Here is an 18,057-nt window from a genome sequence, read left to right as displayed (position 1 = left end):
TTTATTGGCATTGATCGGCGATGTGTTGCGGCACGGCGATGGGGATTTCCAGCAGTTGCTGGGCAAAGGCCTTGCCTTGCGGGTCAATGCGCAGGCTGGCGATACCGCCGCCGCCCAGGGCATTTTCCAGCAGGAAGTTGAGGCTGTGGCTGCCCGGCAGGTACCAGCGTTCGACACGGCCGTGGAGCGGGTCGAGCACGTGGCTCATCCAGTCGACGACCACGGCTGGGGTCAGGGTCTCGGCGATCCACGGCAGGTACGCCGGGTCGCGGGCGATCACCCCGATATTGCTGTGGTTGCCCTTGTCGCCAGAGCGCGCCACGGCGAGTTTCACCAGGGGCACGCTGGCGTCGGCACGGCCCTCGGGCATGGGCGGGTCGACGGGGGCGGAGGGCGTGCCCAGCGCATCGCGGGTGGGTAGTTCGCAGGTGTGACGCTGGCCCTGGACGTCGATGAGCAACGCACACGCAGACTTATCGACCAGGAATGAAAACAGTCGAATCAGCGGATACACCGTCGGCCGCCCACCGACGATGCCGGTCAGCCCCGGCGCCATGCCGGTGGCCGCCTGGGCGATCTCGCGGGCGAACAGCGCCAGTGCCTGCTTGCTCGGGTGCCGCACCGCGATCTTCACCACCACTTCGCGGCAGTCATGCCGCTGGGCGTGGGCGCCGTAGGTGGCTTCACTGCCGAGCAATTCGATATTCACCTCGGTGTAGGGCGCCCAGCCTTGTTGGCTGAACAGTTCCGAGGTCTTGTGGATGATCGCCTGGCTGACCCGCTCGGCCTTGGCCACCGCGTCGATCCCGGCGATCAGGCAACTGGCGGTGCAGCGAAAACCATCGGGGTAGGTGGCGCTGACTTTGTATTGAGCGGTGGGCGGCAAGCCCTTGGCGCCATGCAGGCGCACGCTGTGCTTGCCTTGCTGGTGCAATTTGACCTGGCTGAAATCGCAGATCACGTCAGGCAATAGGTAAGCGCGGGGGTCGCCGATCTCGTAGAGCAGTTGTTCGGCCACGCTCAGTTCGCTGATCAGCCCGCCGCTGCCTTCGACTTTATTGACGGTGAACTGGCCGTCGGCGCTGACTTCAACAATGGGGAAACCGATGTGTTCGTAGTCCGGCACGTCGCGCCAGTCGGTGAAGTTGCCGCCGGTGCACTGGGCGCCGCATTCGATGATATGCCCGGCCAGGGCGGCCTGGGCGAGGCGGTCGTAATCCTGCCAGGACCAGTTGAATTCATGCACCAATGCCGCACTGACCACCGCGCTGTCGACCACCCGGCCGGTGATGACGATATCGGCGCCCAGCTTCAGCGCCTGGACAATGCCCGGTGCGCCCAGATAGGCGTTGGCAGACACGCACAGGGGCGGCAGGGGCGCGCCGTTGAACATGTCAGTGATCCCTTGCAGGTGCGGGAGTTGGGCGTGCAGGTCATCGCCCAGCAGCACCGCGATTTTCAGCGGCACGTGGGCCTTGTCACAGGCCGCTTGCAGGGCGGCGGCGCAGGCGTGCGGGTTGATCCCGCCGGCATTGCTGATCACGCGGATGCCCTGGCGCTGGATATCGCCCAGCAACGGCGCGAGGACCTCGACAAAGTCCGTGGCGTAGCCGGCCTGGGGATCTTTCATCCGGGCGCTGGCCAGGATCGACATCGTGACTTCCGCGAGGTAGTCGAACACCAGGTAATCCAGCTTGCCGCCGTGCACCAACTGGGCAGCGGCAGTGCAGGTGTCGCCCCAGAAGGCACTGGCGCAGCCGATACGAACCGTCTTGCTCATGAGAAATCCTTCCTCGAATGGCTGGCTTCGATCCTACCAAGCAAGCGCTTGGTTTGTAAACTTCGGATACAAGTTTTAGCCAAGCGCTTGCTTGGGTGGCGGCCACGGCCTAAATTGCCGCCCAAGACGTCAAAGAAGTAGAGGAGAGCAGCATGGATGAGCACAAAGCCCTGCGGGTGATGCGCACCATGGTCGACGGCGGCCAATTGACCGACCCCGACAGTGCCCGGGGCAAGTTGCTGCAAACCGCGGCTCACCTGTTTCGCAACAAGGGCTTCGAACGCACCACCGTGCGCGACCTGGCCAGCGCCGTGGGCATTCAGTCCGGCAGCATCTTTCATCACTTCAAGAGCAAGGACGAGATCCTGCGCGCGGTGATGGAGGAAACCATCCACTACAACACCGCGTTGATGCGGGCGTCGCTGGAAGAAGCGACGAACGTGCGCGAGCGTGTGTTGGCGCTGATTCGCTGCGAATTGCAGTCGATCATGGGCGGCAGCGGCGAGGCGATGGCGGTGCTGGTATACGAATGGCGCTCGCTGTCGGCCGAAGGCCAGGCCCAGGTGCTGGCGCTGCGTGATGTGTATGAGCAACTCTGGTTGCAGGTGCTGGGCGAGGCCAAGGCCGCCGGCTATATCAAGGGCGATGTGTTTATTGCCCGGCGCTTTCTCACGGGGGCCTTGTCCTGGACCACCACCTGGTTCCGTGCCGAGGGCAGCCTGACCCTTGAACAATTGGCCGAAGAGGCTTTGTTGATGGTGTTGAAGGCCGATTAAGACGCAAGCTGTTAATTTGGCGGTGGAAAAGTTGTCTCGCCAGACAAAAACGCCTAGCTTATCGCCATCAGAATAGTGAACGGTGTGTGCCTCGATGTTTTCGCCATGGCGGCTGGCTGCAGGACTTTCTTTATGGGCACTGGGCACCGCAGGGTGGATGCCGGCTTCGGCCGCGCAATTGGTAAGGATTGGCGCCGCGCATTTCCCGCCCTACACCGTACGCCCTGAGCAGGGCGCAGACACCGGTTTGCTGCCGCAACTGGTGGAAGCGCTGAACGCTGCGCAGGCGGACTACCAATTTGTGCTGGTCCCCACCTCCATCCCCCGGCGTTTCCGGGATTTCGAGCAAGGCCGGGTGGACATGGCGATCTTCGAAAACCCGGACTGGGGCTGGCAGAAGATTCCCCACACCAGTGTCGACATGGGGCTTGAAGATGCCGAAGTGTTCGTCGCCCAGCATGAACCCGACCGCGATCAAAGCTATTTCAACGACCTGACCGGCAAGCGCCTGGCGGTGTTCAGCGGTTATCACTACGCCTTCGCCAACTTCAACGCCGACCCCAGGTACATGGCCGAGCACTTCAACGCGACGCTGACCTACTCCCATGACAGCAACCTGCTGATGGTCGCCCGTGGCCGTGCTGATATCGCGCTGGTCACGCGCTCATACCTGAGTGACTTCATGGTGCGCAATGCCGAGATGGCGGGGCAGTTGATGGTGTCGGAGCGCATTGATCAGGTGTACCACCATTACGCCTTGCTGCGACCCAAGGCGCCGATCAGCGGGCCGGCGTTTGCCGAACTGCTCAAACGTTTACGCGATAACGGCGAGATGTTGAAAATTTTCGAGCCGTATCGCATTGATGTGATGGCCGTGCCCTGACCTTGGCCAGGGTGGGGGTGGCCTCAGTCAGACCCGCCGCGCAAACGTATCGCTATGGTTGCCCGACACTTTGCGGCAATGCACCAGCGCATCACGGATCATGAAGTTCACCAGGGTTGGCGACACACCCAGTTCCTTGGCGATGTCCTTTTGCGGCACGCCGTGCAGGCGGTACATCTCGAATGCGTAGCGGGTGCGCTGGGGCAGCTCCGTCAGGGCGTCGGCGATGTTTTCCAGGGTGTTGAAATTGATGTGGGTGGTTTCCGGTGATGCGCCATGAATCACCACATTCAAGCCTTCCTCTTCCGTGCCCGAGTACTTGAGCTCCAGGGCTTGCTTGCGGTAGTGATCGATCGCCAGGTTGCGCACGATCTGGAACAGGTAACTCAACTGGGCCTTGAACGATGAGGTGATCGTCGGTGCCGATTGCAGCCGGAAGTAGGCGTCCTGCACCACATCTTCGGCCCGGGAGCGGCACCCGGTAATTCGTGCTGCGATCTTTACCAGGATCAGCCGATTGTCGACGAATGCCTGGAGCAGCGGTGAGTCGCACCTGCCTGTGGATACTTGTTCCGTCATGGAAATCACCTTGTCGCTAAAGAGGTTAGGGGAGGGCGTCCTTGCTGAGGCCTCCTACACATCGGGCAACAAATTATGCTTAATGATAATGATTGTCAAATGAGAAGGCGAACTAATCTTATGCCTTTGCGGAAGGTGTGAGCCACGTCTCGCTCGCCCCCGGCGACTAATTATTTGCCGGTGCCGTCCGTTCTTCTGGGTGACAGGTCCGTTAGTAAAACGGCCAAGGATCAGCACCCGCAGGAGGGCGAGATGGGTTTCTATCGTGCATACAGCGTGATTCAGTGTGGGGGCCACCGGCGATGAGTGCGCCGACTCGACTGCGCCTGTTTTGCCTGCCTTATTCAGGGGCCAGCGCCATGGTCTACGTGCGTTGGCGCCGCGCCCTGCCGGAGTGGTTGCAAGTGTGCCCGCTGGAGTTGCCCGGGCGTGGCATGCGCATGGACGAGCCGTTGCAGCGTGATATCAAGGTATTGGCCGCGCAGTTGGCGGATGAAATCAGTCGCGACCTGGACGGCCCCTACGCGTTGTTCGGTCACAGCCTGGGTGGCCTGCTGGCCTTCGAGCTGGCGCACGCGCTGAACGCACGCCATGTACCTGCGCCGCTGGCATTGTTCGCCTCCGGCACCGCCGGGCCCGCGCGCCGTGATGTCAGTGAATACGCCATTGAAAAGACCGATGAGCAACTGATCGCCCGCCTGCGCGAACTGCAAGGCACCGCCGAAGAAGCCCTGGCCAATCCCGAGTTGATGAAATTGATGCTGCCGATCCTGCGCGCCGATTTCCTGCTGTGCGGCAGTTTCACCTATGGCCAGCGCACGCCGCTGGACATGCCGATCCATGTGTTCGGCGGCAAGCAGGACAGTGTGCGCGCCGACCAATTGCTCGATTGGCAGGCCGACGCCGCCAGTGGCTTTTCCCTGGATATGTTCGACGGCCACCACTTCTTTCTCGTGCAGCACGAAAACGCCGTGCTGCGCTGCCTGCGGCGTTATGCCGACGAGCACCTGGCCCGCTGGCGCAATGGCACGGCGCGGCAACTGGCCGCCGGCTGAACGCCCCCTCCCATTCCCGAATTTCCCGTAAGCCGATTTCAGGCAGGAACCCCAAGATGGACGCCTTCGAACTTCCCCGCACCCTGGTCCAGTCCCTTCAACAGCGTGCCGAGCAGACCCCGGACCAAGTGGCCCTGCGCTTTCTCGCCGAGTCCGCCGAACAGAGCGTCGTGCTCAGTTACCGCGACCTGGACCTGCGCGCCCGCACCATCGCCGCCGCCCTCCAGGCCAACGCAACGTTGGGCGAGCGTGCGGTGCTGCTGTTCCCCAGCGGCCCGGACTATGTCGCGGCGTTCTTCGGATGCCTGTACGCCGGCATCATTGCAGTGCCGGCCTACCCGCCGGAGTCCACCCGCCGGCATCACCAGGCGCGCCTGCTGTCGATCATCGCCGACGCCGAGCCGCGCCTGCTGCTGACCATCGCCAGCCTCGGCGATGGCTTGGCGCAGCTCGAAAACGCGCCGCCGGTGTTGAGTGTCGACACCCTGGACGCACAAATCGCGGACAGCTGGCGCGCCCCCGACCTGCAACCCGACGACATTGCCTTCCTGCAATACACCTCTGGCTCCACCGCGTTGCCGAAGGGTGTACAAGTCAGCCACGGCAATCTGGTTGCCAATGAAGTGCTGATCCGCCGAGGCTTCGGCATCGACGTGAACCCGGACGATGTGATCGTCAGCTGGCTGCCGCTGTACCACGACATGGGCCTGATCGGCGGCCTGCTGCAACCGGTTTTCAGCGGCGTGCCCTGCGTACTGATGTCGCCGGCGTACTTCCTCGGCCGGCCGCTGCGTTGGCTGGAAGCGATCAGCGAATACGGCGGTACCATCAGCGGCGGCCCGGATTTCGCCTACCGTTTATGCAGTGAGCGGGTCAGTGAGTCGGCGTTGGCGCGTCTCGACCTGAGCCAGTGGCGCGTGGCCTATTCCGGCTCCGAGCCGATCCGCCTCGACACCCTGGAACGCTTCGCCGAGAAATTCGCCCGTTGCGGTTTCACCGCGAACAGCTTCTTCGCCTCCTACGGCCTGGCCGAAGCGACCCTGTTTGTCGCCGGTGGCCGCCGTGGCCAGGGCATCCCCGCGCTGCGTGTCGACGAACAGGCGTTGGCCGCCAACCGCGCCGAACCAGGGCAGGGCAGTGCGATCATGAGTTGCGGCACGAGCCAGCCGGACCATGGGGTGCTGATCGTCGACCCGCACACCTTGAGCGAACTGGCCGACAACGGCGTCGGCGAAATCTGGGCCAGCGGGCCGAGCATCGCCCATGGCTACTGGCGCAACCCCGAAGCCAGCGCCAAGACCTTCGTACAGCACGCCGGCCGCACCTGGCTGCGCACCGGTGACCTGGGCTTTATCCGCGAGGGCGAGCTGTACATCACCGGCCGCCTGAAAGACCTGCTGATCGTGCGCGGGCACAACCTGTATCCCCAGGACATCGAGCAGACCATCGAGCGCGAAGTGGAAGTGGTGCGCAAGGGTCGCGTTGCGGCGTTCGCGGTGAATGATCAGGGCCAGGAAGGTATTGGCATTGCGGCGGAAATCAGCCGCAGCGTGCAGAAGATCTTGCCGCCTGAAGCGCTGATCAAAGCCATCCGCCAGGCCGTGGCCGAGGCCTACCAAGAGGCGCCGTGCGTGGTGCTGCTGCTCAACCCCGGTGCCTTGCCCAAGACCTCCAGCGGCAAGCTGCAACGCGCGGCCTGCGCGGTGCGTCATGCCGATGGCAGCCTCGATAGCTATGCGCAGTTCCCCGACCTGCATGCGCCGGCGCCTAATGCGGCGCAGGGGGCGGAGTTGCAACGCCGGATCGCGGCGATCTGGTGCGAACAGTTGCACGTGGCGAGCGTGGCGGCCGACGATCACTTCTTCCTGCTCGGCGGCAACTCCATCACCGCCACCCAGGTGGTCGCGCGCCTGCGCGAAGACCTCGGCCTGGAGCTGAACCTGCGCATGCTGTTCGAAGCCCCGACCCTGGAAGGCTTTGCCGCGCATATCGCGCAATTGCAACAGGACGGTGGCGTTGCCCAAGGCGCGATCCACACCCTATCGCGCGACGAAGACCTGCCCCAATCCCTGGCCCAGAATCGCTTGTGGATCACGTGGCAACTGGATCCCCTGAGCAGCGCCTACACCATCCCCGGCGCCCTGCGTTTGCGTGGCGAGCTGGATGAGGACGCGGTACGTGCCAGCTTCCAGCACTTGATCCAGCGCCACGAAGCCCTGCGCACACGTTTCTATGAGCGCGATGGCCAAGCCTTCCAGTGTGTGGACGCCAACAGCGATTTCGATCTGCACGTCATCGACCTCAGCCACCTGCCCGCCGCCGAACGTGACGCCCGCGCGCAACAGATCCGCGAGGACGAAGCGCGTGCCCAGTTCGACCTGGAAAACGGCCCGCTGCTGCGGGTGACCCTGGTACGCCTGGAGGATGAAGATCATCAACTGCTGGTGACGCTGCACCACATCATTGCTGACGGCTGGTCGCTGAATCTGCTCATCGACGAGTTCTCGCGACTGTATGCCGCCGCTGCCCAGGGCCAAACCCTGGCGTTGCCACCCCTGGCTTTGCAGTACGCCGACTACGCAAGCTGGCAACGCCAATGGCTGGCCGAAGGCGAAGGCCAGCGCCAACTGGCGTACTGGAAGGCGCAACTGGGGGAGGAGCATCCGGCCTTGAGCCTGGCCACCGACCACCCGCGCTCGGCGCAGCAACGCCACACTGCTTCACGCCACAGCGTGCGCCTGGGCGCCAGCCTCAGCGAAGCGATTCGCCAGACTGCCCAGTCCCATGAGTCCACGCCATTCATGCTGTTGCTGGCGGCGTTCCAGACCTTGCTCTATCGCTACAGTGGCCAGCGCGATATCCGCATTGGCGTGCCCAACGCCAACCGCCCACGCCAGGAAACCCAGGGTCTGGTCGGTTTCTTTATCAACACGCTGGTGCTGCGCGCCGAACTGGACGGGCGTTTGCCGTTCAACCAGCTATTGGCCGCGACACGCCAGGCCGCCTTGGGCGCCCAGGCGCATCAGGACTTGCCCTTCGAACAACTGCTGGAGGCGTTCCCGCAGGCCCGCGAACAGGGTTTGTTCCAAGTGATGTTCAACCACCAGCAACGCGACCTGAGTGCCTTGCGCCGCCTGCCGGGCATGCTTGCCGACGAGCTGCCGTGGCACAGCCGCGAAGCCAAGTTCGACCTGCAACTGCACACTGAAGAAGACCGCAATGGGCGCCTGGGCCTGTCGTTCGACTACGCCGATGAACTGTTCGAGCCTGCGACGATCCAGCGCCTGGCCGAACACTTCATCCACCTGCTGCACGCGATCTGCGAGCAACCGCAGCGTGCCCTCGGCGACCTCAAGCTGATGCAGCAGGACGAACAGCAAGCGTGGAGCCAGGCGCCGTGTACCCCCGCTCAACAATGGCTGCCCGAACTGCTCAACCCATCTGTCTCTGATAGCACCGCGCTGGTCTGGCAGGACGGCAGCCTGACGTTCGCCCAACTGCATACCCAGGCCAACCGCCTGGCCCATTACCTGCGCGACAAAGGCGTTGGCCCGGACGTGTGCGTGGCCATCGCTGCCGAGCGGTCGCCGCAGTTGCTGATCGGCCTGCTGGCGATCATCAAGGCCGGCGGTGCCTATGTGCCGCTGGACCCGGACTACCCCGCCGAGCGCCTGGCCTACATGCTCCGGGACAGCCGCGCGCACCTGCTGCTGACCCAGACCGCCTTGCTCGAACACCTGCCGACGGCCGACGGCGTGTGCGTGATCGCCATGGACAGCCTGCACCTCGACAGTTGGCCGACCCAGCCCCCGGGCCTGCACCTGGAGGGTGACAACCTCGCCTACGTGATCTACACCTCCGGCTCCACCGGCCAGCCCAAGGGCGTGGGCAACACCCATGCGGCCCTGGCCGAACGCTTGCAATGGATGCAAGCCACCTATCAGCTCAACCACACGGATGTGCTGATGCAAAAGGCGCCGATCAGTTTCGACGTGTCGGTGTGGGAATGCTTCTGGCCGCTGATCACCGGTTGCCGCCTGGTGCTGGCTGGACCTGGCGAGCATCGTGATCCGCACCGTATCGCGCAGTTGGTCCAAGAACACGGCGTGACCACGCTGCACTTCGTGCCGCCGCTGTTGCAGCTGTTTATCGATGAACCCTTGGTGGCCGAATGCACCAGCCTGCGCCGCCTGTTCTCCGGTGGTGAAGCCTTGCCCGCCGAGCTGCGCAACCGCGTATTGGCGCAGTTGCCGGCGGTGCAATTGCACAATCGTTATGGCCCGACCGAGACCGCGATCAACGTGACGCACTGGCACTGCCGCGTGGAGGATGGCGAGCGCTCGCCGATTGGCCGCCCGCTGGGCAATGTGATCTGTCGCGTGCTGGATGAGCAGCTCAACCCCGTGCCCGTTGGCGTGCCGGGTGAGCTGTGCATCGGTGGCATTGGCCTGGCGCGGGGTTACCTCGATCGTCCTGGGTTGACCGCTGAGCGCTTTGTCGCCGACCACCAAGGTGCGCGCCTGTACCGCACCGGTGACCGCGCCCGGTGGAGCGCCGACGGTGTGCTTGAGTACCTCGGCCGTCTCGACCAACAGGTCAAGCTCCGCGGTTTCCGGGTGGAGCCGGAAGAAATCGAAGCGCGCCTGCTCGCCCTGGACGGCATCGCCCAGGCCGTGGTGCTGGTGCGTGACGCACAGTTGATCGGCTACTACACCGCCCATGCCGAGCTGGACGAACAGCAGGTCAAAACTGCCCTGGCCGCCGAGCTGCCGGAGTACATGGTGCCCGCCCTGCTGATGCGTCTGGACGCCATGCCTCTGAGCCCGAGCGGCAAGCTCGACCGCCGCGCTTTGCCGGAGCCGGTGTGGCAAACCCGTGAGCACGTCGAGCCTGAAACGCCGCTGCAACAGCAGATCGCCGCGATCTGGCGCGAGGTCCTTGGCCTGCCGAAGATCGGCCTGCACGATGACTTCTTCGCCCTGGGCGGCCACTCGCTGCTGGCCACGCAAATCATCTCCCGTACCCGCCAGGCCTGTGACGTCGAGCTGCCGTTGCGCACGTTGTTCGAAGCCAGCGAGTTGGGCGCTTTTGCTGAACAGGTCGGGCTGATCCAGGCGTCGGGGCAACGCAACCAACAAACCACCATCGCCAAGGTCGACCGCAGCGAACCGGTGCCGTTGTCCTACTCCCAGCAGCGTATGTGGTTCCTCTGGCAGATGGAGCCGGACAGCCCGGCCTACAACGTCGGCGGCATGGCGCGCCTGCGCGGGGTGCTGGATGTGGGGCGTTTCGAGGCGGCGTTGCAAGCCTTGATCATGCGCCATGAAACCTTGCGCACCACCTTCCCGAGTGTCGATGGCGTGGCCTATCAGAAGGTCGCGCCGCAGTCCGGCGTGCGCATGGGCTGGCAGGATATCTCGGCGCTCTGCGAAACCGAGCGCCAGCAACGCTTGCAGCAGCTGGCCGACCATGAAGCCCACACACCGTTCAACCTGGAAACCGGCCCGCTGCTGCGCGCGTGCCTGGTCAAGGCCGGTGAGCAGGAGCACTACCTGGTGCTGACCCTGCACCATATCGTCACCGAAGGCTGGGCCATGGACATCTTTGCCCGTGAACTCAGCGCGTTGTACGAAGCCTTTATCGACGAGCGCGACTCGCCGCTGGCGCCGTTGCCCGTGCAATACCTCGACTACAGCGTGTGGCAACGCCAATGGCTGGAAGCCGGCGAACGCCAACGCCAGCTGGATTACTGGACCGCGCAACTGGGTCATGAGCACCCGCTGCTGGAACTGCCCGGCGACCGCCCACGGCCACCGGTACAAAGCCATCGTGGCGAGCTGTACCGCTTCGAATTGAGCGATGACCTGGCGGCCCGCGTGCGCGCCTTCAACGCCGAACGCGGCCTGACCCTGTTCATGACCATGACCGCCACCCTGGCCGTGTTGCTCTACCGCTACAGCGGCCAGACCGACTTGCGCATCGGCGCCCCCGTGGCCAACCGGATTCGCCCGGAAAGCGAAGGGCTGATTGGTGCGTTCCTCAATACCCAGGTGCTGCGTTGCCAGCTCAATGGGCAGATGACTGTGGGTGAGTTGTTCGAACAGGTGCGTCACACCGTGATCGAGGGCCAGTCCCATCAGGACCTGCCGTTCGACCATCTGGTCGAAGCCTTGCAACCGCCGCGCAGTGCGGCGTACAACCCGTTGTTCCAGGTGATGTGCAACGTGCAGCGTTGGGAGTTCCAGCAGAGCCGCCAACTGGCCGGCATGACGGTCGAGTACCTGGCCAACGATGCGCGCGCGACCAAGTTCGACCTCAACCTGGAAGTCACCGACCTTGACCATCGCCTGGGGTGCTGCCTGACCTACAGCACCGACTTGTTCGATGAGCCGCGCATTGCGCGGATGGCCGAACATTGGCGCAATCTGTTGCAAGCGCTGATCGCCAGCCCCGAGCAGCGTCTGAGCGAATTGCCGTTGCTCAGCGCCACGGAACAGCGCGCGTTGCAGGACAGCCTGGGCGTCGAAGCGGGCGAGCACCGCCTTGATCAGTGCATTCACATGCTGTTCAGCCAACAGGCAAAAGCCCGTGGCGATGCGCCCGCGCTGACCTTCGCCGGCGTTACCCTCAGCTACCGCGAACTGGACGCCCGCGCCAACCGCCTGGCCTGGATGCTGCGCGAGCGTGGTGTCGGCCCGCAGGTACGCGTCGGCCTGGCGTTGCCGCGCTCCCTGGAAATGGTCATCGGCCTGTTGGCGATCCTCAAGGCGGGCGGTGCCTATGTACCGCTCGACCCGGAATACCCGCTGGACCGCCTGCACTACATGATCGAAGACAGCGGCATTGGCCTGCTGCTCAGCGATGCAGCGATGTTCGAAGCCCTGGGTGAACTGCCGGCGACCGTGGCCTGCTGGTGCCTGGAAGATGACCTTCCGGTGCTGGAGAATTACCCGGCCGATGAACTGCCCTTTATCAGCCTGGCGCAGCACCAGGCCTACCTGATCTACACCTCCGGTTCCACCGGCAAGCCCAAGGGCGTGGTGGTGTCGCACGGCGAAATCGCCATGCACTGCCGGGCCGTGATCGAGCGCTTCGGCATGCGCCCGGACGACTGCGAACTGCACTTCTATTCGATCAACTTCGACGCCGCTACCGAACGTTTGCTGGTGCCGTTGCTCTGCGGTGCGCGGGTGGTATTACGCGCCCAGGGCCAGTGGGATGCAGAAGAGATCTGCGCGCTGATCCGTACCCATCGCATCAATATCCTCGGCTTTACGCCGAGCTACGGCAGCCAGTTGGCGCAATGGCTGGCGACCCAGCAGCAGACGTTGCCGGTGCGCATGTGCATCACCGGTGGCGAGGCGTTGACCGGCGAACACTTGCAGCGCATCCGCGCAGCGTTCCAGCCGCAGGTGTTTTTCAACGCCTATGGGCCGACCGAAACCGTGGTGATGCCGCTGGCCAGCCTCGCGCCCGAGCAGTTGGAGGAGGGCGCCGGCAGCGTACCGATCGGCAGCATCATCGGGGACCGCGTGGCGTACATTCTCGACGCCGACCTGGCCTTGGTGCCGCAAGGTGCGACGGGTGAACTGTATGTCGGCGGCGCCGGCCTGGCCCAGGGGTATCACCAGCGTCCGGGCATGACCGCCGAACGCTTCGTGGCCGATCCCTTCGCGCGTGACGGCGGGCGTCTTTACCGCACCGGCGACCTGGTGCGCCAACGCGCCGATGGTCTGGTGGAGTACCTGGGGCGGATCGACCATCAAGTGAAGATTCGTGGCTTCCGTATCGAACTGGGCGAGATCGAAACCCGCCTGCTGGAGTACCACGCCGTACGCGAGGCCGTGGTGCTGGCGCTGGATTCGCCCAGCGGCAAACAGCTGGTGGCCTACCTGGTCAGCGATGCCGAGCACGGCGCATTACGCGATGCGCTCAAGGCGCATCTCAAGGCGCAACTGCCGGACTACATGGTGCCCGCGCACCTGATCGTGCTGGACAGCATGCCGTTGACCGCCAACGGCAAACTTGACCGGCGTGCCTTGCCGCAACCGGACCCGGAAGCCAACCGCCAACAGTACGTGGCCCCGCGCAACGCGTTGGAAAGCACCCTGGCCGCGATCTGGTGCGCCGTGTTGAACGTGCCGCAAGTCGGCCTGGACGATAACTTCTTTGAACTGGGCGGCGACTCGATCCTGTCGATCCAGGTGGTCAGCCGTGCGCGGCAGGCGGGGATTCACTTCAGCCCCCGCGACCTGTTCCAGCACCAGACCGTGCAAACCCTGGCGGCGGTTGCCACGCTCGTCGAGCAAGTGACGGCCGAGCAGGGCGTGCTCACCGGCAGCTCGGGCCTGACGCCCATCCAGCAGTGGTTCTTCGATACCCCGATTCCCGAACGTCAGCATTGGAACCAGGCGCTTGTCCTCAAGCCCCTGCAACTGCTCGAGCCCCATCGCCTGGAGCAAGCGCTGTTGGCGGTGCTGGAACACCACGACGCGCTGCGCCTGAGCTTCAGCCAGCGCGACGCGCAATGGCACGCCGAGCACTTGGCCGTGCCCCAGGGCGGCGTGCTGATGCAGGCGCACGTGCACGATATGGCGCAGTGCACCGCGCTGTTCACCGAGACCCAGCGCAGCCTCGACCTGGCGCACGGCCCGCTGTTGCGCGCCTTGCTGGTGGATGGCCCGCAAGGGCAACAGCGCCTGCTGATCGCTATCCATCACCTGGTGGTCGATGGCGTGTCGTGGCGGGTGCTGCTGGAGGATCTGCAAAACGTCTATCGCCAGCTGAGCGAAGGCCAGTCCGTCAGCCTGCCGGCCAAGACCAGCGCCCTGCGTGACTGGGCTGCGCGCTTGCAGGCTTATGCCCACAGTGAATCCCTGCGCGAGGAATTGACGGTATGGCAGGCTCAATTGGCCGGCCCGGCCGTGGCATTGCCGGTGACGCGTCCTCTAGGCGCGCTGCGTAATCGGGATGCGGATACCGTCAGCGTGCGCCTGGATGCCGAACACACCCGCCAGTTGCTGCAACAGGCCCCCAGCGCCTACCGCACCCAGGTCAATGACCTGCTGTTGACCGCGCTGGCCCGTGTGGTGTGCCGCTGGAGTGGGCATGATTCGGCGCTGATCCAGCTGGAAGGCCATGGTCGTGAAACCCTGTTCGATGATATCGACCTGACCCGTAGCGTCGGCTGGTTCACCAGTGCTTATCCGCTGCGCCTGACCCCACTGGCGGAGCAGGGCGCTTCGATCAAGGCGATCAAGGAGCAACTGCGCGGCATCCCCCACAAGGGCCTCGGCTATGGCGTGCTGCGTTACCTGGCGGACGACCTGTGCAAGCAGACCCTGGCCGGGCTGCCCAGCGCCGGCATCACCTTCAACTACCTCGGTCAATTCGACCAGAGCTTTGGCGCCGATGCGCTGTTCCACCCGCTGGACGAGTCTGCCGGCCTGGCCCATGACCCGGATGCACCGTTGCCCAACGAACTGAGCATCGACAGCCAGGTGTACGGCGGTGAGCTGGTGCTGCGCTGGACCTTCAGCCGCGAACGCTTCGATCGGCAGACTCTCCAGGCTCTGGCCGATGCCTACCTGGCCGAACTGCGCAGCCTGATTGCGCACTGCCTCAGGGACGATGTTGGCGGTTTCACGCCGTCGGACTTCCCCCTGGCGCACTTGAGTCAGGCGCAACTGGACAGCTTGCCGGTACCCGCCAGCGTCATCGAAGACGTCTACCCGCTGACGCCAATGCAGGAGGGTTTGCTGCTGCACACCCTGCTGGAACCGGGCACGGGTCTCTACTATATGCAGGACCGCTACCGCATCGACAGCGCCCTGGACCCTGAGCGTTTCGCCCAGGCCTGGCAGGCGGTGATCGCCCGGCATGAAGCCTTGCGTGCCTCGTTCTGTTGGAACGTTGGCGAAGACATGCTGCAAGTGATCCATCAGCCGGGCAGTACGCCGATTGAGTACCTGGATTGGAGTGCTGATCCAGAAAGCGAGCAGGAGCCGCGTCTGCAAGCGCTGCTCAAGAAGGAGCGCGAAGCCGGTTTCGATCTGCTCAACCAGGCGCCGTTCCACCTGCGCCTGATCCGCGTCGGCGCCGAGCGCTACTGGTTCATGATGAGCAACCACCACATCCTCATCGATGCGTGGTGCCGCTCGTTGTTGATGAATGACTTCTTCGAGATCTACATGGCCCTGGGCGAAGGGCGCGAGGCACAACTGGCCACGCCGCCGCGTTATCGCGACTACATTGCCTGGCTGCAACGCCAGAACCTGAGCGAAGCACGCCAGTGGTGGCAGCAGAACCTGCAAGGCTTCGAGCGCACCACGCCGATCCCGAGCGACCGGCCATTCCTGCGTGAACATGCCGGCCATAGCGGTGGCATGGTGGTGGGCGACTGCTACACCCGTCTCGAGGCCCGCGACGGTGCGCAACTGCGCGAGTTGGCGCAGGCCCATCAACTCACCGTCAACACCTTCGCCCAGGCTGCATGGGCGTTGGTGCTGCGCCGCTTGAGCGGCGATCGTGACGTGCTGTTCGGCGTCACCGTGGCTGGTCGCCCGGTGGACATGCCCGAGATGCAGCGCACCGTCGGCCTGTTCATCAACAGCATCGCCCTGCGGGTAAAACTGCCCGAGGACGACCAGCGTTGCAGCGTGCGCCAGTGGTTGAGCGGCTTGCTCGACAGCAATATGCAACTGCGCGAGTACGAATACCTGCCGCTGGTGACGATCCAGGAACACAGCGAGTTGCCCAAGGGCCAGCCGCTGTTCGACAGCCTGTTCGTGTTTGAAAATGCCCCGGTGGAAGTCTCGGTACTGGATCGCGCACAAAGCCTGAATGCCACCTCGGACTCCGGCCGCACCCACACCAACTTCCCGCTGACGGCCGTGTGCTATCCGGGTGATGACCTGGGGTTGCACCTGTCTTACGACCAGCGTTACTTCGACGAAACCACCGTGCAAGGCATGCTCGGCGAGTTCAAGCGTTTGCTGCTGGCATTGATGCACGGGTTCCATGGCGACATGGCCGACCTGCCGCTGATGGGCGAGCAGGAACGTGCGTTCCTGTTGCACGGCTGCAACCAGAGCGCGCACGCCTACCCGCTGGAACGCAGTTATGTCGAACTGTTCGAAGCGCAGGTCGCCGCCCATCCACAGCGCATTGCCGCCAGTTGCCTGGACCGACAGTGGACCTATGACGAATTGAACCGTCGCAGTAACGGGCTCGGTCACGCGCTGATCGCGGCGGGTGTCGGCCTGGACCAACCGGTGGCGTTGCTGGCCGAGCGTAGCCTTGACTTGCTGGGCATGATCATCGGCAGCTTCAAGGCCGGTGCCGGTTACCTGCCGCTGGACCCCGGCCTGCCGAGCCAGCGTTTGCGCAGCATCATCGACCTGAGCCGTACGCCGTTGCTGGTGTGCACCGAGGCGTGCCGCGAGCAGGCCATTGCGTTGCTGGACGGTTTTGACTGTCAGTTGCTGGTATGGGAGGAAGTGCCGTCCCGGGGTGCCAACCCTGGTGTCTACAGCGCACCGTACAACCTCGCCTACGTGATCTACACCTCGGGCTCCACCGGTTTGCCCAAAGGGGTGATGGTCGAGCAGCGCGGCATGCTCAATAACCAGTTGAGCAAAGTGCCTTACCTGCAACTGAGCGAGACGGATGTGATCGCCCAGACGGCCTCGCAAAGCTTCGATATTTCCGTGTGGCAATTCCTTGCCGCGCCGCTGTTCGGGGCGCGGGTGGATATTGTGCCGAACACCATCGCCCACGATCCCCAAGGCTTGCTGGCGCATGTTCAGACTCAAGGCATCACGGTGCTGGAAAGCGTGCCGTCGCTGATCCAGGGCATGCTGGCCGAGGAGCGCATCAGCCTCGATGGCCTGCGCTGGATGCTGCCCACCGGCGAGGCCATGCCGCCGGAGCTGGCGCACCAGTGGTTGCTGCGTTATCCGCAGATCGGGCTGGTGAACGCCTATGGCCCGGCAGAATGCTCGGACGACGTGGCGTTCTTCCGCGTCGACCTGGCCTCGACCCGTGGCACTTACCTGCCGATTGGGACGCCGACCGACAACAACCGCTTGTACCTGCTGGACGGTGCGTTGGAACTGGTGCCCCAAGGCGCGGTAGGCGAGTTGTGCGTAGCCGGTACCGGTGTGGGGCGTGGCTATGTCGGCGACCCGTTGCGCACCGCCCCAGTGTTTGTGCCGAACCCGTTCGGCGCGGCGGGCGAGCGTTTGTACCGCACCGGCGACCTGGCACGCCGTCGCAGCGATGGCGTGCTGGAGTACGTCGGGCGTATCGACCACCAAGTGAAGATTCGCGGTTACCGCATCGAGCTGGGGGAAATCGAAGCACGCCTGCACGAACAATCGGACGTGCGCGACGCGGCCGTCGGCGTGCAGGAGGGGGACAACGGCAAACACCTCGTCGGCTACCTGGTGGCCGCCGATGAAACCTTGAACCCAGGCGAGCGCCTGGACCGCATCAAGCAACGCCTGCGCGCCGAACTGCCGGAGTACATGGTGCCGCTGCATTGGCTATGGCTGGACCGCCTGCCGCTCAACGCCAACGGCAAGCTCGACCGCAAGGCCCTGCCCACCCTGGAGATCGGCCAATTGCACAGCCAGGACTACCTGGCGCCGCGCAACGCACTTGAAGCCACCTTGACCGCGATCTGGGCCGAGGTGCTGAAAGTCGAAAGGGTAGGGGTACAGGACAACTTCTTCGAACTGGGCGGACACTCGTTGCTGGCCACGCAGATTGCCTCGCGGGTGCAGAAAACCCTGCAACGGGATGTACCGTTGCGGGCGATGTTCGAGTGCAGCACGGTGGCGGCGTTGGCCGAGTACATCGATGGGCTGGCGGCGAATGAGATCAGCGCGCAGAAGGTGGATCGCTTGAGTGATTTGATGGCGGAGCTGGAAGGCTTGTAATTTTCGCAGCCTGCGCGGCCTCATCGAGAGCAGGCCCCCTCCC

6 protein-coding genes are annotated in these 18,057 nt (G+C 64.1%); 4 read left to right on the top strand and 2 right to left on the bottom strand.

All coding sequences use genetic code 11. The annotated features are described in order from the left end of the window. Position 1: 1 nt before the first annotated feature. Entirely contained in the window at positions 2-1,780 is a 1,779-nt protein-coding gene (locus tag P2T68_RS26315) for an acyclic terpene utilization AtuA family protein (protein ID WP_277378490.1), read from the bottom strand. 152 nt (positions 1,781-1,932) lie between these two features. On the opposite strand from P2T68_RS26315, the gene P2T68_RS26310 reads away from it, so the two are divergent. Continuing rightward, positions 1,933-2,556, top strand: a complete 624-nt coding sequence (locus tag P2T68_RS26310; protein WP_024076670.1) for a TetR/AcrR family transcriptional regulator — start codon at positions 1,933-1,935, stop codon at positions 2,554-2,556. A gap of 94 nt (positions 2,557-2,650) precedes the next feature. Then, the gene (locus P2T68_RS26305) at positions 2,651-3,439 is read left to right on the top strand and encodes a transporter substrate-binding domain-containing protein (RefSeq protein ID WP_024076669.1); all 789 of its coding nucleotides are present in this window, start codon (positions 2,651-2,653) and stop codon (positions 3,437-3,439) included. A 27-nt stretch (positions 3,440-3,466) separates the two neighbouring features. Here the strand turns inward: P2T68_RS26305 and P2T68_RS26300 are convergent, their stop codons facing one another. Beyond that, positions 3,467-4,018 carry an RNA polymerase factor sigma-70 gene (locus tag P2T68_RS26300; protein WP_024076668.1) on the bottom strand — a complete coding sequence of 184 codons (552 nt, stop codon included), beginning with the start codon at positions 4,016-4,018 and terminating at the stop codon, positions 3,467-3,469. Positions 4,019-4,320: 302 nt separating this feature from the next. Between P2T68_RS26300 and P2T68_RS26295 the strand changes: the two genes are divergently transcribed. Further along, the gene (locus P2T68_RS26295; protein ID WP_277378489.1) at positions 4,321-5,073 is read left to right on the top strand and encodes a thioesterase domain-containing protein; all 753 of its coding nucleotides are present in this window, start codon (positions 4,321-4,323) and stop codon (positions 5,071-5,073) included. Positions 5,074-5,129: 56 nt separating this feature from the next. Next, a complete protein-coding gene (locus P2T68_RS26290) occupies positions 5,130-18,014 on the top strand; it encodes a non-ribosomal peptide synthetase (RefSeq protein WP_277378488.1) in 12,885 nt (4,294 codons plus the stop codon). Positions 18,015-18,057: the final 43 nt, after the last annotated feature.

The organism is Pseudomonas sp. G11 (assembly GCF_029457515.1).
Classification (GTDB): domain Bacteria; phylum Pseudomonadota; class Gammaproteobacteria; order Pseudomonadales; family Pseudomonadaceae; genus Aquipseudomonas; species Aquipseudomonas gorinensis.
Note: the sequence above shows the minus strand (reverse complement) of the source record. Positions and strands in the feature narration are given on the sequence as shown.